Annotated in this window: 18 protein-coding genes; 12 read left to right on the top strand and 6 right to left on the bottom strand. The window is 67.7% G+C overall.

Annotated features, from left to right (window positions below; all coding sequences use genetic code 11):
- Positions 1–62 precede the first annotated feature (62 nt).
- Positions 63–1151 (top strand): CNNM domain-containing protein, encoded by a 1089-nt coding sequence (locus tag NDI76_RS07870; protein WP_310923890.1) that lies wholly within the window; start codon positions 63–65, stop codon positions 1149–1151.
- 899 nt (positions 1152–2050) lie between these two features.
- Here the strand turns inward: NDI76_RS07870 and NDI76_RS07865 are convergent.
- Positions 2051–2173 carry a hypothetical protein gene (locus NDI76_RS07865; RefSeq protein WP_310923448.1) on the bottom strand — a complete coding sequence of 41 codons (123 nt, stop codon included), beginning with the start codon at positions 2171–2173 and terminating at the stop codon, positions 2051–2053.
- A 149-nt stretch (positions 2174–2322) separates the two neighbouring features.
- On the opposite strand from NDI76_RS07865, the gene NDI76_RS07860 reads away from it, so the two are divergent.
- The 8 genes from NDI76_RS07860 to NDI76_RS07825 all read left to right on the top strand — a co-directional run bounded on the left by NDI76_RS07860 (position 2323) and on the right by NDI76_RS07825 (position 11627).
- Complete coding sequence (locus NDI76_RS07860; protein ID WP_310923447.1) at positions 2323–3006, top strand: haloacid dehalogenase type II; 684 nt, start codon at positions 2323–2325, stop codon at positions 3004–3006.
- Positions 3007–3228: 222 nt separating this feature from the next.
- Positions 3229–4248 carry an SDR family oxidoreductase gene (locus NDI76_RS07855; RefSeq protein ID WP_310923446.1) on the top strand — a complete coding sequence of 340 codons (1020 nt, stop codon included), beginning with the start codon at positions 3229–3231 and terminating at the stop codon, positions 4246–4248.
- 70 nt (positions 4249–4318) lie between these two features.
- Positions 4319–5149, top strand: coding sequence for an alpha/beta fold hydrolase (locus NDI76_RS07850; protein ID WP_310923445.1), 831 nt, complete (start codon positions 4319–4321; stop codon positions 5147–5149).
- A gap of 243 nt (positions 5150–5392) precedes the next feature.
- Positions 5393–6412, top strand: coding sequence for a DUF7544 domain-containing protein (locus NDI76_RS07845; protein ID WP_310923444.1), 1020 nt, complete (start codon positions 5393–5395; stop codon positions 6410–6412).
- A 410-nt stretch (positions 6413–6822) separates the two neighbouring features.
- On the top strand, positions 6823–8298 hold the full coding sequence (locus tag NDI76_RS07840; protein WP_310923443.1) for an extracellular solute-binding protein: 1476 nt from the start codon (positions 6823–6825) through the stop codon (positions 8296–8298).
- Between the two features lie 6 nt (positions 8299–8304).
- Entirely contained in the window at positions 8305–9303 is a 999-nt protein-coding gene (locus tag NDI76_RS07835) for a carbohydrate ABC transporter permease (RefSeq protein ID WP_425498337.1), read from the top strand.
- Between the two features lies 1 nt (position 9304).
- On the top strand, positions 9305–10231 hold the full coding sequence (locus NDI76_RS07830) for a carbohydrate ABC transporter permease (RefSeq protein WP_310923442.1): 927 nt from the start codon (positions 9305–9307) through the stop codon (positions 10229–10231).
- Positions 10232–10235: 4 nt separating this feature from the next.
- Positions 10236–11627, top strand: a complete 1392-nt coding sequence (locus tag NDI76_RS07825; RefSeq protein WP_310923441.1) for an ABC transporter ATP-binding protein — start codon at positions 10236–10238, stop codon at positions 11625–11627.
- Between the two features lie 32 nt (positions 11628–11659).
- On the opposite strand, the gene surE is transcribed toward NDI76_RS07825, so the two are convergent.
- The 3 genes from surE to NDI76_RS07810 form a co-directional block, all read right to left on the bottom strand.
- Positions 11660–12460: a 5'/3'-nucleotidase SurE gene (gene surE, locus NDI76_RS07820; RefSeq protein ID WP_310923440.1), complete on the bottom strand. Its 801-nt coding sequence runs from the start codon at positions 12458–12460 to the stop codon at positions 11660–11662.
- A 70-nt stretch (positions 12461–12530) separates the two neighbouring features.
- Positions 12531–13970 (bottom strand): small ribosomal subunit Rsm22 family protein, encoded by a 1440-nt coding sequence (locus tag NDI76_RS07815; RefSeq protein WP_310923439.1) that lies wholly within the window; start codon positions 13968–13970, stop codon positions 12531–12533.
- Positions 13967–14767 carry a prephenate dehydrogenase/arogenate dehydrogenase family protein gene (locus tag NDI76_RS07810; RefSeq protein ID WP_310923438.1) on the bottom strand — a complete coding sequence of 267 codons (801 nt, stop codon included), beginning with the start codon at positions 14765–14767 and terminating at the stop codon, positions 13967–13969. Before NDI76_RS07810 ends, NDI76_RS07815 begins: the two co-directional genes overlap by 4 nt.
- A 155-nt stretch (positions 14768–14922) precedes the next feature.
- On the opposite strand from NDI76_RS07810, the gene NDI76_RS07805 reads away from it, so the two are divergent.
- On the top strand, positions 14923–15768 hold the full coding sequence (locus tag NDI76_RS07805) for an SDR family oxidoreductase (RefSeq protein WP_310923437.1): 846 nt from the start codon (positions 14923–14925) through the stop codon (positions 15766–15768).
- Positions 15769–16036: 268 nt separating this feature from the next.
- On the top strand, positions 16037–16549 hold the full coding sequence (locus NDI76_RS07800; RefSeq protein WP_310923436.1) for a hypothetical protein: 513 nt from the start codon (positions 16037–16039) through the stop codon (positions 16547–16549).
- A gap of 61 nt (positions 16550–16610) precedes the next feature.
- Here NDI76_RS07800 and NDI76_RS07795 read toward each other — a convergent pair whose 3' ends face one another.
- Positions 16611–17783, bottom strand: coding sequence for a M24 family metallopeptidase (locus tag NDI76_RS07795; RefSeq protein WP_310923435.1), 1173 nt, complete (start codon positions 17781–17783; stop codon positions 16611–16613).
- A gap of 147 nt (positions 17784–17930) precedes the next feature.
- On the opposite strand from NDI76_RS07795, the gene aroA reads away from it, so the two are divergent.
- Complete coding sequence (gene aroA / locus NDI76_RS07790; protein ID WP_310923434.1) at positions 17931–19232, top strand: 3-phosphoshikimate 1-carboxyvinyltransferase; 1302 nt, start codon at positions 17931–17933, stop codon at positions 19230–19232.
- A 3-nt stretch (positions 19233–19235) separates the two neighbouring features.
- Here aroA and NDI76_RS07785 read toward each other — a convergent pair whose 3' ends face one another.
- Positions 19236–19724 (bottom strand): DUF6653 family protein, encoded by a 489-nt coding sequence (locus NDI76_RS07785; protein ID WP_310923433.1) that lies wholly within the window; start codon positions 19722–19724, stop codon positions 19236–19238.
- Positions 19725–19814 lie beyond the last annotated feature (90 nt).

The raw sequence follows: 19814 nt of genomic DNA, 5'->3' as shown, positions 1-19814 counted from the left end.
GAAAAATCAGTTCGCGGGCAAACTGCTTTTCCGTGTCGCCATTCACGTGATTTATCATGCCGATGACTGCGTTCGAGATGTTCATCAGGCTCACCGCCGGTCTGTTGCTCATTCTCGCCAACGGGTTCTTCGTCGCCATCGAGTTCGCGCTGACCCGCGCCCGACAGTACTCCGAATCGGAGTTCATGGAACCCGGTCTCGAACGCGCCTGGGAGATGACGCAGAAATTGGAGATCTACCTGACCAGCTGTCAGATAGGAATCACGTTCTCGAGCATCGCGGTCGGTATCGTCGCCGAACCCGCGCTCACGGCCATCTTCGAGCCGCTGTTCGGCGGGACGGTTCTCGCGTCTATCGGCGCGGGGGCCATCCTCGCGTTCCTCATCGTCAACCTCGTTCATCTCACCCACGGCGAGCAGACCCCTACCTACCTCGGCGTCGAGCGATCGAAACTGGTCTGTCAGTACTGCGCGACGCCGCTGTACTGGTGGACGCGGGCCATCTGGCCGGTCATCCAGTTCGGAGACGGGTTGGCGAAGTGGACGCTTTCGCTGTTCGGCGTCGAGATGACCGGCGCGTGGCTCGAAACCGAGGAGGACGTCATGCAGGGACGTGCGGGTCTCTACAAGCGCTTCGGCTCGACTCTCGACGCCGGAAACGTTTCCGCAGAACGCCGGCAGGAGGTGATGAACGCGCTGGCCGTCGGCGACATCCCGATAGAGGGGATCATGGTGCCGCGCGAGGAGATCGTCGCCCTCTCGACCGAGAACACCCCCGAGGAGAACCTCGCGCTCGTCGAGGAACACTCTCACTCTCGCTACCCGCTGGTCGGCGAGGACGTGGACGACTTCCGCGGCATCGTCTATCTCCCGGCGATCACGAACAATTTCGAGGACCTCATGAGCGGCGACATCGATATCGAAGACCTCGCCGAGTCGCCGATGACGCTCCCGGCCAAGGAGGGGGTCAGCGACGCCGTCGACCGCTTCCAGACGGAAAACCAGGAACTCGCGCTCGTCTCCGAGGACGGCGAAATCGTCGGTCTCCTAACCTCGACGGACGCCTTCGAGGAGGTCATGGGCGACCTCGAAGACCCGATAGATGAGCGAGCCAGACGCGCGCGCCGCGGAGCGGGGCCCACTGGGACCTGAGACGACCCGCAATTTCACTCGGGCGGTCGTCGTGGACTCTGTACGAACGTCGGAACCTCGCCGATGTCTTCGGCGATCAATCGCTCGACGAAATGCTTGAGTACGTTTCCGTCTCGGGGCCGGACCTGTCGAACTCGGCTGTAGCGGGAATCTCGGCGGCGACCACCTCTCCCGGATGACTACTTCGATAACGAAGCCGTCCAAGACGACCTGCAGACAGTCCCGCGGAACGAGATCGTTTAAATATCGACCTGCGGGGTCGCTTCTGCCGACCGATTTCGGGTATTTGAACAATCGAACCACCGTTGATTTGCCGGAGATCTGCCACGGATTTCAGCTACTTGAACAAGGTCGAACAGCGAGAGAGCAGATAGCATACACCACACCATCGGAGCAGCTTTACCTGAGAGCCGCTTCCGATCGCGGCGAGGTGATGCGTATCAACGACGACGACAATCGGCATCCTACTTCAGGGAATCGTCCTCGGATTCTCGGTCGCGGCCCCCCGTCGGTCCGATCGAAGTCCTGTGTATCCGTCGAACGCTTTTTAAGGGTCGACTCTCGGGGTTCGTCAACGGACTCGGAGCCGCGTCCGCGGACGCCGTGTGAAAACACGACCGGTGGTCCCTCTCCTCGGTCCTCGTAATACGGGTCGGTCCCGTTGCACTGTACGACTGGTATGGTTCCGGGTACGCTCCGCACAGACAAGCAGCGTCCGGGCGGGCTTCACCCGTCGAGCGGGAACGTGCGACGCCTTGCCCGAGTTCGTCCTCGTAGTCGAATGCGGGACGGCAGGAGAGTGATGCCCGACGGCCCGTTCACATCCCTCACATCCGCCGAGCGAGTTCGTAGGCGACCGTCGCCGGGAGCGTCACCGCGAGGAGCACGGAGACGACCTCTCACACGGTGAGACCGGTTCCGGCCGAAGCGGCGTAGAACACCAGCGCTCCCGCGGCGACGACGCCGACGACCGTCGAGACGTACGCCGGGTCCGTCCACGAGGCGGGTTCGGATGACGGCACGGGGCGGTCTACGCGCTCTGCGCCGTTGCATCTGTCGATACGACGGACGGATGTCGCGACTGCCGACGGGAAACGCGCGGACCGGCATCGCGGACGGGTCCGCGGCCGAGGCCCCAAGCTACTTCGCTCCGTGTCCCCGCAACTCACTCATGTCGTTCGATTCCGACGCGGTGGAGGCGGTCGCGTTCGACTCGTACGGAACGGTCGTCGACGTCACGGCGGTCGAGGGACCGCTGTCCGAGTACACTGACCGCGCCGAGGAGGTATCGAAGCTCTGGCGGGAGCGCTCGCTGCAGTACGCGATGGTGGGCAACGCCATCGAGGAGTACGACTCCTTCTACGCCATGAATCGACACGCGTTCCGGTACGCCCTCGACGAGGTGGGCGTCGACCTCTCGGAAGACGACCGCGAGGACGTGCTCTCGACGTACCACGAACTGCCGGTGTTCGACGACGTGCGCGAGGGTATGGAGCGGTTGGACGACGCGGGCTACGACCTCTACATCGTCTCGAACGGCAGCGAGGACATGCTCGACTCGATGGTCGACCACGGGAACCTCGGGGAGTACCTCACCGACACGGTCAGCGCCGACGAGGTGGAGCGGTTCAAACCCGAGGCCGACCTGTACCGCCACGCCGCCGAGCGAATCGGCGTGCCGACGGAGAACGTCGCGTTCACGGCCGCGGGGTGGTGGGACGTGCCGGGTGCCATCCACGCCGGCATGCAGGGCGTCTGGATCAACCGGCAGGACACGCTCTGGGGGCCGTACGAGACCGACCCCGACCTGACCATCGAGACGTTCGGCGACCTCGCGGACGAACTCGGCGTCTGACTCGTCTCGTCGGGTTCGAGGGGGCGTACCGACGTCGAGGGAAAAATGCCTCGAGAACGCGGCCCCCGAGACTAACCGTCTCCCGGCTCTGACGCTCGACCGAGGGAGCCGAGAGACCATGTTTCGAACGGCGATAACACGCACGACAGCGACGACCGCCGAGCATCGCTCGATTATCGTTCCAAACGCGGGGCCGCCCGCCGGAGACGGGGGTGAGGTCCGATGAGCGCGGACCTGAAACCCCTCGACGAACAGGTCGTCGTCCTCACCGGCGCGACGTCCGGCATCGGGTTGACGACGGCTCGAATGGCGGCGGAGCGCGGCGCCCGTCTGGTCCTCGCCGCGCGGAGCGAGGACGTCCTGCGGGAACTGGTCGACGAGATAGCGAGCGAGGGCGGCGAGGCGACGTACGTCGTCGCCGACGTCCGCGACAGGGACGACGTCCGCGAGATAGCCGACCGCGCCGAGGAGGCGTACGGCGGATTCGACACGTGGGTGAACGCCGCCGGCGTCTCGGCCTACGGCAAACTGCGCGACGTGCCCGTCGAGGACATGCGGGGACTGTTCGAGACGAACGTCTGGGGCCTGCTGTACGGGTCGCTCGAAGCGGCGGACCGCCTGGAGAATCACGGCGGCGCGATAATCAACCTCGGGAGCATCGTCTCCGAGCGCGCGCTGGGACTGCAGGGCGCCTATTCGGCGTCGAAGCACGCCGTGAAGGCGTTCACCGACACGCTGCGCATGGAACTCGCGGACGACGGCGCGCCGATATCGGTGACGCTCGTGAAACCGAGCGCGATAGACACGCCGTACCCCGAACACGCGAAGAACCACATGGACGAGGAGGCGAGCCTTCCGCCGCCGCTGTACGCCCCCGAGGCGGTCGCGGAGGCGATTCTGCACGCCGCCGAGCACTCCCAACGCGACGTGACCGTCGGCTTCGGCGGGAAGGCGATGACGGTCCTCGGGCGCGTCGCTCCCGGCGTAATGGACACGCTGATGGAGAAGGTGGTCTTCCCCCTCCAGCGGAACGACCGACCCCCGCGTCCGCAGGGGGAGAACGGCATCGACGAAGCGTCGGGCGAGTTGGAACAGCGAGGCGACTACGACGGCCACGTCAGCGACACCAGCCTGTACACCGCGGTTCGCCAGCGCCGACCGAAGACCGGCGCCCTCCTCGCGGGTATCGGACTCCTGGCGGCGTACCTCTACGCGCGCCGCGCGGTCGGGGACGAGCGCTGAACCGGACGCGCGCCTGCAGAGTTTCCCCACCGGGCGCGAGTTCATCCCCTCGAAGCGCCTCTCTCCTCTCATGCCGACGATTCGCGCGAACGCGGTCGACACCTACTACGAGCGTCGGGGTGACGGTCCGACGGTCGTGTTCGTCCACGCGTCGATGCTCGACCACTCGGTGTGGGACGAACAGGTCGAGGCGCTCTCGACGGACTACGCCACGGTGGCGTACGACCTGCGCGGGCACGGCCGGACGGGGCCGTCCGCGGAGACAGAGTACACGGTGGACCTGTACGTCGCGGACCTGCGCGCCCTCCTCGGCGAACTGGATATTCGAAATCCCGTCCTCTGCGGACTCTCGATGGGCGGGATGGTCGCGCTGACGTACGCGGCGGCGTACCCCGACGACGTGGCCGGACTGGTGCTCGTCGACGCGTTCGCCCCGGAGTTCCGCTCCCGCGGCGAGTGGTTCCTGCGCCGCGTCCTGCTGAGCGCCCTCGTACCGCCGGTTCGGCTCTTCGGTCTCGAACGGGTCGAACGGGCGAACGTCCGCCTGACCGCGTGGTTCTCCCCGGGTGTGGACGGCGACTACGAAAGCGTGGAACGCCTCCGAGGGGCGGGTCCGGGGATGGCAACCGAGGAGTTCGCGAAAGTGGTCCGGTCGATGGCACGACCCCGCGACCCGCCGGTCGACCTCTCGGCGGTGTCGGCGCCGACGCTCGTCCTCTACGGCGAACGCGACCTCCCGTTCGTCAGACTCCACGCCGCGCGCTTCGCCGCGCACGTCCCGACCGTCGAGGTAGACGAGGTGCCCGGCGCCGGCCACGCCTCGAACCTCGACGACCCCGAGTACGTCACCGCCGCGATTCGAGGGTTCCTCGAAGCGTACGCCGACGACGCGGACCGGTGAGCGGATTCGACCGACTCAAACGGACCGTCTGACGGCGCGGGCGCGGGCAGGAGCGGGGACGGGGACTAACCCCGCGCGAGGCCGCCGTCGTCGACCGAGTCGTACTCTCCTCTTCCGCTCACCGCTCGCCACGCGCCACTCTCCGCGAGGCGCTCCTCCCGCGCCGTCCGCTCCTCGGTCGGAAAGTCTCGCCGTGCGAGAGTAGTGTTGTTATACTAAGATGTTCGAGCGTCAAGTAGGGACATGGCTCTGTACGCACTCGACAACGTGGACGACGCGTTGGACGCGACTCGGGCGTTCCTCACGCCCGTTGACCGCACGACGTGGGTCAAACTGGCGCTCGTCACGCTGTTCGTCGGCGGTCCCGGGGCGAACTTCGGCGGGTCCCAGTACTCCGCCGGCGGGAACGGCGGCGGTCCCGGAACGGTTCCGCCCGCCGACTTCGGCCCGCGGGCGTGGCTGCTCGCGGCCGGCATCGTCGGCGTCGTCGTACTCTTGGCGCTCGCGTTCTCCTTCGTGGGGTCGGTGATGGAGTTCGTCTTCGTCGAATCGCTCCGGAACCGGACGGTAACCGTCCGTCGCTACTGGAGCAGGCGGTGGCGGCAGGGCGCCCGTCTCTTCGGGTTCCGGGTGGTGTTAGGGCTGTTCACCCTCGGCGCCGTGCTCCTGTTCGCGGCGCCGTTCGCCCTCTCGCTCTTGGGCTTCGACGCCGGATTCGTTCCGACCGGCGGCGCGCTCTTGGGACTGCTGGTCGTGCTCCTCCCGGTGTTCGTCGTCCTCGCCGTCGTCGTGTCGCTGGTCGACGGGTTCACCACCGCGTTCGTCGTCCCGATAATGCTGCTCGAAGACTGCGGCGTCCTCGACGGCTGGCGGCGTCTCTGGCCGACGATACCGGCGCAGTGGACGCAGTACCTCGCCTACGTCGTCGCCGGGTTCTTCCTCTCGCTCTTCGGCGGCCTCCTCGTCGCCGTCGTCACCGCGGTGCTGGCGTTCGCGCTGCTCGTCCCCTTCGGCCTCCTGTTCGGGCTCGGAATCGCCCTGCTCGTCTTCGTCGCCGAACCGCTCGGAATCGCGGCGCTCGTCGTCTTCGGCCTCTGCTACGCCCTCGCGGTCGTCGCCGCCGCCGCCCTCGCACAGGCGCCCGTCCAGACCTACCTGCGCTACTACGCGCTCCTCGTCCTCGGCGACGTGGACCCCGCCCTCGACCTGATTCCCGACCAGCGACGCGCCGTGCGCGCCGAGGACGGCGACCCCGTCGTCTGACTCCCGTCGAGTCCGTTCGGTCGTCAGCCTTACTCTCTTCTCGACGTAGACACGCCCGCTGACGCCCGCTCACCCCCGTCTCGCGGCGTTCCTCGTTCTCTGCTCGGGAGACGCGGCGATCAACGAACGGGCGACGCGACGAGTCGTCGACCCCCCCGTCGTTTCTTTCGCTCAAACGTTTATTTCACTCTGGTCGGCCACAAGCAATTATTGATTATGGATTCTCGGCCTACGCATGTCGTTTCAGACGACGGATAGTTGCGGGACCGCGAACGGGGTCATAGAGCGTCCGAGGCGCCCGCCGAACGGCGTTTCGCGCGCGTCAGACAGGGGTGACCGTCGGTGAACCGTCGCCGCCGAGCGCGTCGCACCGAGACCGCACGGACCGCACGAACCGCACGGACTGCACGATGACCCGCGAGACGAGCGTCAGTCGGCGGCGGTTCGTGAAAGCCGTCGGCGCCGGGAGCGCCGTCGCGGCGTCCAGCGTCGCCGGCTGTATCGCCCGGGCGCAGTCGGACCCGAACACCGTTCAGATCGCGGCCAACACCGACCTGAAGAACATCTCCGGTCAGGTGGAACAGAAGCTCAAAGAGGTCGGGATGCCCGACGAAATCTCGATAGAGATCATCGCCGGGACGGCCTCGACCGGCGCCCGCCAACAGCAGTACAACCGGTGGCTGTCGGCGAACCTCGAACAGCCGTCGCTCCTGATGATGGACAGCGGGTGGACGATTCCGTTCATCGTCCGGGACCAACTGGCGAACCTCACGGAGGTGATGCCCGACGTCGCCGAGATGGTCAAATCGAACTACTTCCAGACGTTCCGGGAGACGGCGGCGAACGCGCAGGGGGACCTGCACGCGGTTCCGCTGTTCCCGACGACGGGGACCATGCTCTACCGGAAGGACCTGGTGAAGGAGGCGGGGTACAGCCCGGACCAGGAGGGCTGGGCGACGAACCCCATCTCCTGGCAGAAGTTCTCGGAGGTGACAAAGAAGACGCGGGAGCAGTCCGACACGAGACTCGGGTTCACCTTCCAGGGCAAGGCCTACGCGGGACTGTCCTGCTGTGACTTCCGCGAGTTCACCGGCACGTGGGGCGGGTCGTACTTCGGCCCGAAGAAGAACCTGTTCGGCCCGGTCGGCGAGCGCCCGGTCACGGTCGACTCCGACCCCGTCGTCAAGGCCTCGCGGATGGTCCGGACGTTCATCGACGGCGACGCGAACCACGCCCTCGAATCGGTGACGGGCGACATCGCCCCGCGGACGGTGCTCCAGTGGGAGGAGGAGTCCTCCCGCAAGCCGTTCGCCGCGGGCAACGCCGTCACGCACCGCAACTGGCCCTACGCCATCGCCATCAGCGGCGCGGAGGACGCGTTCGGAACGGACCTCGGCGTGATGCCCATCCCGTACGGCGTAAAGCAGGAGCAAGCCAAGTTCGACGGCTACGGCGGCTCCGTCTCCTCGCTCGGCGGGTGGCACATGGCGCTGAACCCGAACGCGGGGCAATCGGAGGCCGCGAAGGAGGTGCTCCGGGCGATGACCGACGAGCGGTTCCAACTGTTCCTGTTCGAGACGCTCGGGTACCTCCCGCCGCGCCGGTCGCTGTTCGAATCCCAGCGGGCGAAGCAGGTGCCGGTGATGGGTCGGTATCTGGAGACGCTGAAGTACACCATCGCGCACTCCATCCCGCGACCCGTCACCGTCGCGTGGCCCCCCGAATCGTCGAAGATAGCGCAGCAGGCGAACGCGAGTTTCACCGATCTCAAAGCACCACAACGGGCGATGAACCAGTTAGCACAGCAGATACGCGAGATAGAGAACGCCTCGAAGCGAGACGAAGAGTCACGAAGCCAGTCGCGAATCGCGGCGGGAGGACGGTGACCCCGGATGTCGGCCGAAACCGGCGGGTCGCAGTCGCAGTCGAAGAGCGGGTCCTCGCTGTCGCCCGTCGAGAGCGGGCAGCGCTGGGTGGAGAACCTCAGCGACACGCAGTTCGCCTACCTGCTGTTGGCGCCGTCGCTCCTCATCTTCGCCGTCATCGCCTTCTGGCCGCTGGCGCGGACGTTCCAGATGTCGCTGTACGCCAACTCGCTGTACGGCGCCGAGCGACTAGGCGACTTCGTCGGGTTCTCGAACTACGTGATGCTCCTGACGGGCGAACTGAACTCGTCGCTCCCGCGGCCGTTCCTCGACTTGGCCCAACCGTTCACCAGCGCCGTCACCGTCACGCTCATCTTCACCGTCGTCAGCGTCCTGTTCGAGACGATAATCGGCTTCGGGCAGGCGCTCATCCTGAACCAGGACTTCCGCGGGCGCCGCTGGGTCCGCGTCGCCATCATCCTCCCGTGGGCCGTCCCCATCGTCATTCAGGGGATGATCTTCTACCTGCTGTTCCAGCCCACGGTCGGCTTCCTCGTCGAACCGCTCCACCAGTTGGGGTTGTTCTCGACGACGCCGCAGGCCAACAGCGTGGACTCGCTCATCATCGTCATCGTCGCCGACGTGTGGAAGACGTCGGCGTTCATGGCGCTCATCATCCTCGCCGGTCTGCAGAGCGTCGACCGCTCGCTGTACGACGTGGCGAAGGTGTCGGGCGCCTCGAAGTTCGAGGCGTTCAAGACGGTGACGCTGCCGCTGGTGCTCCCGTCGGTGCTCGTGGCGATGCTGTTCCGCACCATCGGGGCGATGCGCGTCTACGGTCTCATCACGACGGTGTCCTCGTGCAACACGGTGCCGTCGCTGTCCTGTCTCGTCGTCCAGACGTTCAGCACGAGTCGGTACGCCGCCGCCGCCGCCGTCGCGTTCGTCACGGCGGCGCTCATCGGACTGGTGGTGACGGTGTACATCGTCAAGTTCGCCGACGTGCAGGGCGCGGGGGGGATCTGAGATGAGCACCGAAGACGGAAACGCGATTCAGCGGTGGGCCAGCCGGTCCATCTCGAACCCCGAGCGGACGTACAAGGCGCTGTTCTACGTCCTCACCGGGGTGTTCCTGTTCACCACGCTGTTCCCGTTCTACTGGCTGACGGTGCTGGCGCTGACGCCGAGCGGGAACATGATAGACGTGGGGCTGCTGCCGAACGGGTTCAACCCCGAGGCGTTCGTGACGGTGTTCACGCAGGTGCCGTTCCACCTCTACATCCTCAACAGCCTCATCATCGGCGTCGTCACGACGGCCGTCGTGCTGGTGCTGGCGAGTTTCGCGGGCTACGCGTTCGGGCGCTTCGAGTTCCCCGGCCGCCGACCGCTCATGCTCATCTTCCTCGCCATCTCGTACTTCCCGCCGGCGGCGTTCCTGCTGCCGCTGTTCGAGTTGTTCACGGCGAACATCACGTTCTTCAGCCTCCCCGGCATCGGCACGGTGAACAGTCCGATGCTGTTCAACGGGCCGGGAGCGATGGTGCTGCCGTACACGGCGCTGTTCATGCCGCTGTCCATCTTCATCCTCACGACGTTCTACAGCCAGATTCCGGACGGCCTGGAGGACGCCGCGCGCGTCGAGGGTAACACCCGACTCGGCGCGCTGTTCAAGGTCATCATGCCGCTGTCGGCGCCCGGCGTCGCCACGGCGGGCGTGCTGACGTTCATCAGCGTCTACAACGAGTTCTTCTTCGCGTTCCTGATGACCGACGGGCGGGTCCAAAACTGGGCGACCATCGTCTGGGGCCTGCTCAGCTACCAGGGACGTTACGCCACGTCGTACAACCTCATGGCCGCGGCGAGCATCCTCGGGGTCATCCCCATCGCCATCCTCGTCGTCGTCGCACAGGAGAAAATCGTCAGCGGACTGACGGCCGGAGCCGTCAAGGAGTAACACAATGGGAGACGTAACTTACGAAAACATCACGAAACAGTACGAGGACGTAACGGCAGTCGACGACCTGAACCTCGAAATCAAGGACGGCGAGTTCGTCACGCTCGTCGGCCCCTCGGGGTGCGGCAAGTCCACCTCGCTCGAGATGGTCGCCGGACTCACCGAACCGAGTTCGGGGAACCTCTACATCGACGACCGGGAGGTGTCGGACCTGCCGCCGAAAGACCGGGACATCTCGATGGTGTTCCAGAACATCGCGCTGTTCCCGCACATGGACGTCTACGACAACATCTCGTACGGCCTCCGACTGCGGGACTTCGAGAAAGAGGAGGTGGACCGCCGCGTCGACGAGGCGGCCGAACTCGTCCAGATGAGCGGCATGCTCGACCGGATGCCCGACGAGATGTCCGGCGGGCAGCGACAGCGCGTCGCCATCGCCCGCGCCATCGTGCGCGACCCCGAGGTGTTCCTGATGGACGAACCGCTGGCGAACCTCGACGCGAAACTCCGCGTCCACATGCGGACGAAACTGCAGGAACTCCACAAGCAGTTGGACGCGACCATCATCTACGTCACGCACAACCAGGAGGAGGCGATGACGATGTCCAGTCGCATCGCGGTGATGAACCGCGGGGAACTCCAGCAGTTCGCCGCGCCGCTGACCTGCTACTACCGCCCGACGAACGAGTTCGTCGCGGGGTTCATCGGGTCGCCGTCGATGAACTTCCTCGACGGGCGCGTGACGGAGAACGGCGTCGAAACGGACGAGTTCTCCGTCGACGTCGACGAGGGGGTCCTCGACGGCGTCGACTCGGGAACGAACGTCACCGTCGGCGTCCGACCCGAGGACATCTACCTCGCAGAGGGGTCCGACATCGAGGACGACGGCGGACCGGTCGGCGCCGCGGACGCCGCCGACATGGACGGCGAACCGTCCTCGCCCATCGACGTGACGACGACGGTGCTCGAACCCGTCGGTGACGACATCTACGTCTACACCGAGTTCGGCGACTTGACCGGCGGGTCGGACGAGGAGACTGGAACGAGCACGGGAACCGGCGCGACCGGACCCGCCGTCGCGGACGGCGAGACGGACGCGGCGGAGACGGAGGCGGAGGCGGGCGGCGACGCCGAGGCCGGCGGGGGCGACGCGGGGATGGGCGACTCGGCGCTCCTCATGAGCATGCCCCCGATTCCGGGCATGGACACGGACGCCGCGGAGGGACAGCACGTCCGGGTGGTTCTCGACCGGACGATGGTCCACCTGTTCGACGGCGAGACGGGCGAGGCAATCGTCCACGGCCTGACGACGGAGGCCGACGCGGAGGACGGCCGGACGGGACGCGGCGGTCGGACGGAGAGCGGTCCGAGCGCCTCCGAGAGCAACGCGCGCTGAGTCGCGGCGGGTCGCAGTCGGCTCCGCTTTTTTCAGTCCCGGTACGAGGCCGCCAGGGTGTCCAGCGCGTCGTGTCGCATCGTCGTGTGCGGCGCGGTCAGCGGCGACACCGACACCCGCCCCTCGACGACGGCGCGGCGGTCGGTGCCCTCCGGGTCCGGAAGGTCGCCGTTGCGCATCATCTCCCAGACGCCGTCGTGAAGCGTGACGCGTCCGTCCTCATCGTGCCGCGCGGTCATCTCGTACAGCGTCGACGGCGTCGTCACCTCGATGGGCGCGCGGCCCTCGTCGTCGGGCGTCGCCATCGGCGCGTTGACGTTCAGGTACTCCGCCTCCTCGAAGACGCCCGCGTCGGGGGCGCGGTCGGCGAGGTACGCCGCCGCGGCCGTCGCGTGCCGGTAGTCCGCGGGGTCCTCGGCCGTCTCGCGCCACGGCGTGTCGCCCGACGGCGGGACGTACATCGAGACGGCGATGGCGGGCACGTCGAAGAACGCCGCCTCGACGGCGGCGCTGACGGTGCCCGAGCGACCCAGGACGTACGCGCCGAGGTTCGCCCCCTTGTTGCACCCGGCGACGACCATGTCCACGTCGGGACAGAGCGCCTCCAACCCGACGACGGTGCAGTCCGCGGGCGTCCCGTGCACGACGTAGCCGAGTTCGTGTTCGGCCACGTCCACGTCCGCCGATAACTGCCGGCCGACGGCGCTCTGGTCGTCCGCGGGCGCGACGGCCGTCACGTCGGCGACGGCGTCCAAGGCGTCGTACAGCGCGCGAAACCCGGTGCTGTCGACGCCGTCGTCGTTCGTCAAGAGGAGAGAGAGCGACTCGCTCATGCGCGTCCGTTCGGCGGACCACGCAAATGTCTACCGCTCGTCGGGGATTCGGTTCGGGCGAGAGACGCGCTTAGGCCACCCGGTCGACCACCGTCTCCGCGTCGACGACGAGGTTGTACGCCCCCTCGTCGCCGTTCCAGAGACAGAGGGCGTTCTCGAAGGCGAGCACGTCGCCGTAGCCCGCGCGGGCGACCGCCTCGTTCAGGGCGTCCCGTTTGGTCAGGACGGCGTAGTGCTCGACGGCCTCGCTGCCGTCGCCGACCTTGAACAGCGGATTCGACCCCTCGCCCGCCGAGAGGTCGCCGCTGAGTTTCACCGCGAGGAGGTCGATGCGGTTCGTGACGTGCTGCTCCATCTCGGCCATCTTGGCGTATCGGTCCCCGTCGGCGGTCACGTCGACGCGCCGTTCTCCGTCGCGGCGGAGTATCGTCGCGGAGAACTGCACCGTCTCGTTCGCGAAGGTGCCGTCGCCCGGCGTCCGCCCCTCCGTCTCCTCGCCCGCCTCGTCGAGTCGGCGCTGGAACGCCGGCGCGGCGACGTCCGCGCCCGCCTCGAACGACCACCCGCGGTCGGAGGGGGCGTGACCGGGCCACAGGCGGAGCGCAGGGGCGTAGACGGTCGCGCCGCCGTCGGCGGGCGCGAGGGCGCGTTCCACCTCGCGGAGGTGCGTGCTGGTGTTCAGGTCCGCCGGCGCGAGGCCGACGAACGACCCGTCGTCGGCGACGAAATCCAGGTAGCGCTCCGCGACGGCGACGGCGTCGTCGAGTTCCGAGAGCACATTGGCGAACAGCACGAGGTCGAACCCCTCGTCCTCGGGCAGTACCGAAGCGGGGTCGAACGCCTCGGCCGTCTCGCGGTGAACCTCGGTCCCGAAGTTCGACCGCGTCTCCTCCAGCATCTGTTCGAGCACGTCGGCCGCGGCGGAGGGTTCGACGGCGTGGTATTCGACGAGGGAGTCCTCGGGCAGGTAGTCGTGCAGGCCGAGGGCGGGGCCGCCGGCGCCCGCGCCCACGTCGAGGACGCGGAGCGTCCGCGGGAGGAGGCCGTTCTCCGTCAGGTCGTCGAGGACGTAGCCCACCGCCGCGTAGTAGTCGGGCAGGTGGTAGATGCCGTAGCCGAGGGCGGCGTCGGCGTCGTACTCGACGTCGTTCTGGTAGTAGTAATCCTCCTTGAGGCGGCGAATCGCCTCGCGGAGTCGGTCGCCCGACTCGCCGCGGTGCCAGTTGACCCCGTGGCGTTCGACGAGGAGGTCCTCGAACCGGAAGGCGTGCGCCTCGGGGAACTCGGTCGGCGCCCACTCTCGATACGGCGCCGGGTCGTCGTCGACGGGGACGAACGTTCCGTCGTCGCGTTCGACCATGCCGAGGTCGAACGCCTCCTCTCGAAGCGTTTCGCGCACGACGGCGGGGTGGGGCGTCCCCTCGATGTACTCGCATATCTCCTCGGGGTCGACGGGTCGGACGTTCCGTAGGTACTTCGCGTTCGACCGCACGGCGTCTCTATCTATCATGGTGGGTCGCTCTCCTCGGTCCCGTCGTCGCTCGCGTCCGCGTCCGCACTCGCGCGTTCGTTCGTCGCGTTCGCCTCCCGGTACAGTCGCTCGAACGTCTCCGCGTCCGCCGCGGCGAGTTCGGCGGCGGCGTCGGCGACGCGGTCCGCGCCCGGGAACGACTCCTGAATCTCCCGGTAGACGCGCGGATTGCCGCCGGTCACCGTCTCCGCGAGGGCCGAGAGCGCCTCCGAAACCGGCGTCGCGAACTCCTCGCGCACGTCCTCGGCCGCCAGCGCGTAGGCGAGGACGGCGGCGTGCGCCCCCGCCTGTACGGTCTCCATCGCCTCGTCGTGCTCTTCGGGCGTCGTCTCGAAGACGCGGTTACCGGCCGCGGCGAGGGCGTCGCAGACGCGGTCCGTGACGGGACCGGGAGCATCGCGGACGGCGGCGACGTTTCCGGGGGCGTTCGCCGCGGCGAAGAGGGGGTGAAGACTGAGTCGCTCTCGCTCCGATGCCGACTCGCGCATCGCCGCGACGGGGGCGGCCATCACGCCCGTCACGTCGAACACCGCGCGGTCGGCGCGCGGCGCGTGGTCGGCGACGGCGTCCGCGGCGGCCGAGATGGGCACCGCGAGGCAGACGGCGTCGAACGTCTCCGACCCGTCGAGCGCGACGGGTCGGGCGTCGGGGGTCGTCGCCGCGGCGGCGCGCGCAGCCGCGGGGTCGCGGTCCGCGTACGCCACGTCGAACTCGGGAGCGAGCGTTGCGCCCGCCCACCGACCCATCTCGCCCGCGCCGACGACCAGTACCTCCATCGCCGCCGACTACGCGCCGGGGCGGTCAAAAGGGGTTCGGTGACGCGGCGGTGCGCGCGGCCGCAGGGGCGCCGCGTCGCTCCCCGGCCGTCGAACTCGCGGTTCCGGCCGACTCCGTGAGGAAACGTGAAGTACTCGGCCGCGGTAGGAGAGCCATGGCCGGGAGTAAACTCGACGGACGTGTAGCGTTTATCACGGGGACGAGTCGCGGAATCGGGAAGGCGTTGGCCCTCGAACTCGCCGAGAAGGGGGTCAAGGTGGTCTCGACCGGAAAGACCGTCGAACCGAGGGACGAACTCCCGGGGACGATACGGCAGACGACCGAGGAGATACGCGAACGCGGCGGCGAGTCCATCTGGAAGGAGTTGGACGTGCGCGACGAGGAGTCCGTCGAGGCGGCGATAGCCGACACCGCCGAGGAGTTCGGCGGTCTGGACATCCTGATCAACAACGCGGGCGCCATCCACATGGCGCCGTTCGAGGAGACGCCGCCGAAGCGGTTCGACCTCCTGGCCGGCGTGAACGTCCGCGGGACGTACGTCACGACGCAGGCGGCCCTGCCGCACCTGAAAGAGAGCGACCGCGCGCACGTCCTCGCGTTCTCGCCGCCGATGGCGAACCCCGCGCGGCCGGGGATGGCCGCCTACGCCGTCTCGAAGTACGGGATGACCGTCGTGATGCAGTCGTTGGCCGGGGAACTCTCGGGAAAGGAGATCGGCGTGAACAGTTTGTGGCCCGTCTCGGCCATCGAATCCGAGGCGACGCGTCACTTCGGTATGGGGTCGCCCGAGGACTGGCGGACGCCGCAGATCGTCTGCGACGCCGTCACCGAGATTCTACGCCGCGACCCCGCCGAGTGCACGGGCAACGCGTTCTACGACGAGGAACTCCTGCGGGAGGCGGGCGTCGAGGAGTTCGACCGCTACAACGTCGTGGAGGGGTCCTCCCCCGGACCGATGTCGGCGCACCTGTTCGACCCCGAGTACGAGCGTCCCGACTGAGTCTGGATTCGAGTATCGAGTTTGAGTTTCGGGGCCGAATCTTTATGTGACGTCGCCGAGACGCGACCGGCGCGGAGCGGAGACTGTCGTCGACGAGAGACGAGTCTCGAACCGACGTTTCGGAACTGCCGCCGAGTTTACGCTAGGACGTCTCAATCGTCCGTCCTCCGGAACACGCCGGATATGCGGGGGCTTGCGGGCGTCTGACTAGTTCTCTAGATTTGATAATTGCGCAGGTTTATACTGGTCCGAGTGAGTGTTCTCAATGATGAAATTCCCCTCGGTCCCCGGGCGAACCAGCGACGGTCGACGAGTCCATCTCCCCGTCGACTTCGAGGGAGAGCAGACGCTCGTCGTTCTCAGCTTCCACAACCGACAGCAGACGCTCGTCGACTCCTGGCGCGGACTCGCCAACGAACTCCGCGAGGAGTACGACCACTTCGACTACTACGAACTGTTCGTCACGGGCGGTCGCAGCGGAATGCTCCCTCCGTCGGTGATGGGCGGACTGTCGCCGGAGAGCGCGCGCCGAAAGCTGGCCGACAACACGGTGTTCGTTCCGGTCGACAAACAGGCCTTCCGGCGCCGACTCGGCATCCTCGGCGAACAGACCATCTACGCCTTCCTCGTCGAGGACGGCGAGGTGGTCAGACAGGCGGCGGGCGTCCTCAACTCCACGACGGCCGAAGCTCTCGAATCGCTCCTCTCGGAGTACGAGAGCGCACAGAGTCAGTGGTCGCAGGCGGCCGGCGAGGCGGTCGAAGAGTCCTCCGGCGGCTGACCCCGAGCGCCGTCTCCTCTCTGCCCTTCTCCCTTCTCCCTTCTCCTTTTTCCTTTTTCCTTCAGACGACTAGCTCCACCGGGTAGGATGTGAGGTTCTCGTAGCCGCCCTCTGTCACCACCGCGATGTCCTCGATGCGGACGCCGCCGACCGACGGGTCGTACAGCCCCGGTTCGACCGTGATGACGTGACCTGGCTTCAGTTCCTCGCCGGACGGCGACAGACTCGGGAGTTCGTGCACGTCGAGGCCGACGCCGTGGCCCGTCGAGTGGATGAACCCCGTCTCGGCCATCGAGTTCGACCGGAGGGTGTCGTGACCGACCCCCTCGTAGACGTCGCAGACCACGTCGTGGACGTCCGCGCCAGTGACGCCGGGTTCGACGGCGTCGAACGCCGCCTCCAACGCCTCGTGCGTCAGGTCGTACCACTCGAGTAGCGTCTCGGACGGGTCGCCCTTCAGGAACGTCCGCGTCATGTCGGCGTGGTAGCCGGTCGTCTTCGACCGCGGGAAGATGTCGACGATTATCGGCTCGTCGGCGCGGAGCGGACCGCTCCCCTGGTCGTGCGGGTCGGCGGCGTCGGCGCCGCAGGCGACGATGGTGTCGTCCAGTCCGCAGCCGTGACGGAGCAGCGTCACCTCTATCTCCTCTTTGACGCGTTCGCTCGTCAGCGGTTCGCCGTCGTGGACGAGACGTCCGTCCTCGACGCCGGCGTCGGCGATGAGGTCCTCCGCGGCGCGCATCGACGCCTCGTTGGCTTCCTGGGCCGCGCGGACGTGTTCCACCTCCTCGTCGGTCTTCGTCGCGCGAATCTCGGTCACCCGGTCGCTGTGGTCGGGCGTCACGGACACCTCGCGGTCGCGGAGGCCGTCGGCGGGGCCGAGGGGGAACCGCTCGGGCGTCAGCACCGACGAGACGCCGTAGTCGTCGAGGAAGGCGGCGTGGACGCGCGCCTTCGCCTCGGCGGGGCCGTGTTCGGCGACGACGTCGCGGTAATCGTACTCGGCGAGGCGGCGCACCTCGTCGGCGCGGCTCTGCTTTTTCGCGCGGCCGAACTCCAGCGTGGAGACGAGAAGCACCGTCTCTTCGGGGGTGTACAGCGTCACGAACGGGTCGTGCGCCTCGAACCCCGAGAGGTACTGCTGCGTGGAGTTGTGGCTCGTGTCGTCGACGAGGTAGCCGTCGGCGTCCTCCTCGCCGAGGAGGGCGTCGAGCGACGAGAGGTCCGGGTCCATGGACCCGGCTTCGACGTGGCGGTTCATAAGGGCACGCGTCGCGGAACGGCGCGGGCGGGCGAGGTCCGACCGCCGGACGCACCGGGAGGGCGGGGAATCCTCGCCGCCTCCGGTACCCTCATACGGACCCCCGCGCCATCGGAAGGCATGGACGTCACCATCTCGCCGTCTCGCGTCGAGGGACGCGCGCGCGCCCCGCCGTCGAAGAGCTACACCCACCGGGCGATTCTCGCCGCGGGGTACGGCGCCGAGGCGACGGTCCGAAACCCCCTCGTCAGCGCCGACACGAAGGCGACGATGCGGTTCGTGGACGCCTCCGGCGGCGAGACGGAGTTGGCCGACGACGAGTCGTCGCTCGCCGTCTCCGGGTTCGGCGGCCGACCCGAGACGCCCGACGACGTGGTGAACTGCGAGAATTCGGGGACGACGATGCGCCTCGTGACGGCCTGCGCCGCCCTCGGCGACGGACTGACCGTCCTCACCGGCGACGACTCGCTCCGCTCGCGCCCGCAGGGACCGCTGCTCGGCGCCGTCGAGTCGTTGGGCGCCCGCGGCGAGTCTACCCGCGGGAACGGGCAAGCCCCCCTCGTCCTCGGCGGCGGCATGGCCGGCGGTGCGGTGTCGATTCCGGGCGACGTCTCCTCGCAGTACATCTCCGCGCTCCTGATGGCCGGCGCCGTCACCGAGGAGGGAATCGACGTCGAACTGGAGACTGAGTTGAAGTCGGCGCCGTACGTCGACATCACGCTGGAACTCTTAGCCGACTACGGCGTCGACGCCGAGAAGACCGAATCGGGTTTCTCCGTCGACGGCGGGCAGTCCTACGACCCCGCCGACGGCGAGTACGAGGTGCCCGGCGACTTCTCCTCCATCTCCTATCTCCTCGCGGCGGGTGCGATGGCCGGCGCTGAGGGGGAGTCCGTCGTCGTCGAGGGCGCCCGACCCAGCGCGCAGGGCGACGCCGCCATCGTGGACGTCGTCCGCGAGATGGGTTCGGACGTCGAGTGGGACCGCGACGCGGGCGAACTCACCGTCTCGAACGCCGACCTCTCCGGGACGACGGTGGACGTGGGCGACACGCCGGACCTCCTGCCGACCATCGCCGTCCTCGGCGCCGTCGCCGACGGCGACACCGCCATAGAAAACTGCGAGCACGTCCGGTACAAGGAGACCGACCGCGTGCGCGCGATGGCCGAGGAGTTGGAGGCGATGGGCGCCTCCGTCACCGAGGAGACGGACTCGCTGACGATTCACGGCGGCGAGACGGACCTGACGGGCGCGACGGTCGACGGGCGGCACGACCACCGCATCGTGATGGCGCTGGCGCTGGCCGGCCTCGTCGCCGACGGCGAGACGACGGTGACCGGCGCCGAACACGTCGACGTGTCCTTCCCGAACTTCTTCGAGACGATGGAGTCGCTGGGAGCGTCGGTCCGGCGCGACGAGTAGGCGCTACTCGGCGCTCGATTCCGCACTCGACGCCGCCGGCCCGGTGGGTCCCTCGCCGGTCACGCCCGTCTCGCGGACGACGGCGTCGACCCACCAGAGCTTGAACCCCATCGCGCAGAGCGTCCCGAGAACCGTCCCAGCCCGACGGCGCCGCAGGGCCGAGACGAGGGCGTACAGCGTCGCGGCGGCGTTGAGTAGGTTAAGCACGTTCGGGTAGTCCGTTCCCGTCGTTCCCCTATCCTCGCTCAGCCACTCGCGTTCGGCGAGGACGACGCGACTCAGGTACGAGTCAGTCCGCGCCGGCGGCGGGAACAACACCGGGTTGACGAGCGTGAACGCGAGCGTCGCGAGGAGAAGTCGCCGGTCGCGGCGATAGACGGCGGTCATCAGCAACGGAAGCGCGAGAAAGCGCGTTCCGGCGCTCCACGGGTTGGCGTGGCGCGCCCAGAACGTCGCTTCGAGTCGGTCGCGGAGCGTCTCGGTGAAGAGCATCGGTGGTACGAGAATCCCGGACGAGTTATACTCTCGGCGGGAGGAGACGCGCCACGACACCCGCAACGCTATTCTGATGTGAGCTGACAC

This window comes from Halogeometricum sp. S1BR25-6 (genome assembly GCF_031624495.1).
GTDB lineage: Archaea > Halobacteriota > Halobacteria > Halobacteriales > Haloferacaceae > Halogeometricum > Halogeometricum salsisoli.
This window is presented reverse-complemented; position numbering and strand designations above follow the sequence as displayed.

Coding starts and splice junctions, on each gene's coding strand:
- NDI76_RS07870 (WP_310923890.1), top strand. CDS start 63: ATGACTGCGTTCGAGATGTTCATCAGGCTCACCGCCGGTCTGTTGCTC.
- NDI76_RS07860 (WP_310923447.1), top strand. CDS start 2,323: ATGTCGTTCGATTCCGACGCGGTGGAGGCGGTCGCGTTCGACTCGTAC.
- NDI76_RS07855 (WP_310923446.1), top strand. CDS start 3,229: ATGAGCGCGGACCTGAAACCCCTCGACGAACAGGTCGTCGTCCTCACC.
- NDI76_RS07850 (WP_310923445.1), top strand. CDS start 4,319: ATGCCGACGATTCGCGCGAACGCGGTCGACACCTACTACGAGCGTCGG.
- NDI76_RS07845 (WP_310923444.1), top strand. CDS start 5,393: ATGGCTCTGTACGCACTCGACAACGTGGACGACGCGTTGGACGCGACT.
- NDI76_RS07840 (WP_310923443.1), top strand. CDS start 6,823: ATGACCCGCGAGACGAGCGTCAGTCGGCGGCGGTTCGTGAAAGCCGTC.
- NDI76_RS07835 (WP_425498337.1), top strand. CDS start 8,305: ATGTCGGCCGAAACCGGCGGGTCGCAGTCGCAGTCGAAGAGCGGGTCC.
- NDI76_RS07830 (WP_310923442.1), top strand. CDS start 9,305: ATGAGCACCGAAGACGGAAACGCGATTCAGCGGTGGGCCAGCCGGTCC.
- NDI76_RS07825 (WP_310923441.1), top strand. CDS start 10,236: ATGGGAGACGTAACTTACGAAAACATCACGAAACAGTACGAGGACGTA.
- surE (WP_310923440.1), bottom strand. CDS start 12,460: ATGAGCGAGTCGCTCTCTCTCCTCTTGACGAACGACGACGGCGTCGAC.
- NDI76_RS07815 (WP_310923439.1), bottom strand. CDS start 13,970: ATGATAGATAGAGACGCCGTGCGGTCGAACGCGAAGTACCTACGGAAC.
- NDI76_RS07810 (WP_310923438.1), bottom strand. CDS start 14,767: ATGGAGGTACTGGTCGTCGGCGCGGGCGAGATGGGTCGGTGGGCGGGC.
- NDI76_RS07805 (WP_310923437.1), top strand. CDS start 14,923: ATGGCCGGGAGTAAACTCGACGGACGTGTAGCGTTTATCACGGGGACG.
- NDI76_RS07800 (WP_310923436.1), top strand. CDS start 16,037: ATGAAATTCCCCTCGGTCCCCGGGCGAACCAGCGACGGTCGACGAGTC.
- NDI76_RS07795 (WP_310923435.1), bottom strand. CDS start 17,783: ATGGACCCGGACCTCTCGTCGCTCGACGCCCTCCTCGGCGAGGAGGAC.
- aroA (WP_310923434.1), top strand. CDS start 17,931: ATGGACGTCACCATCTCGCCGTCTCGCGTCGAGGGACGCGCGCGCGCC.
- NDI76_RS07785 (WP_310923433.1), bottom strand. CDS start 19,724: ATGCTCTTCACCGAGACGCTCCGCGACCGACTCGAAGCGACGTTCTGG.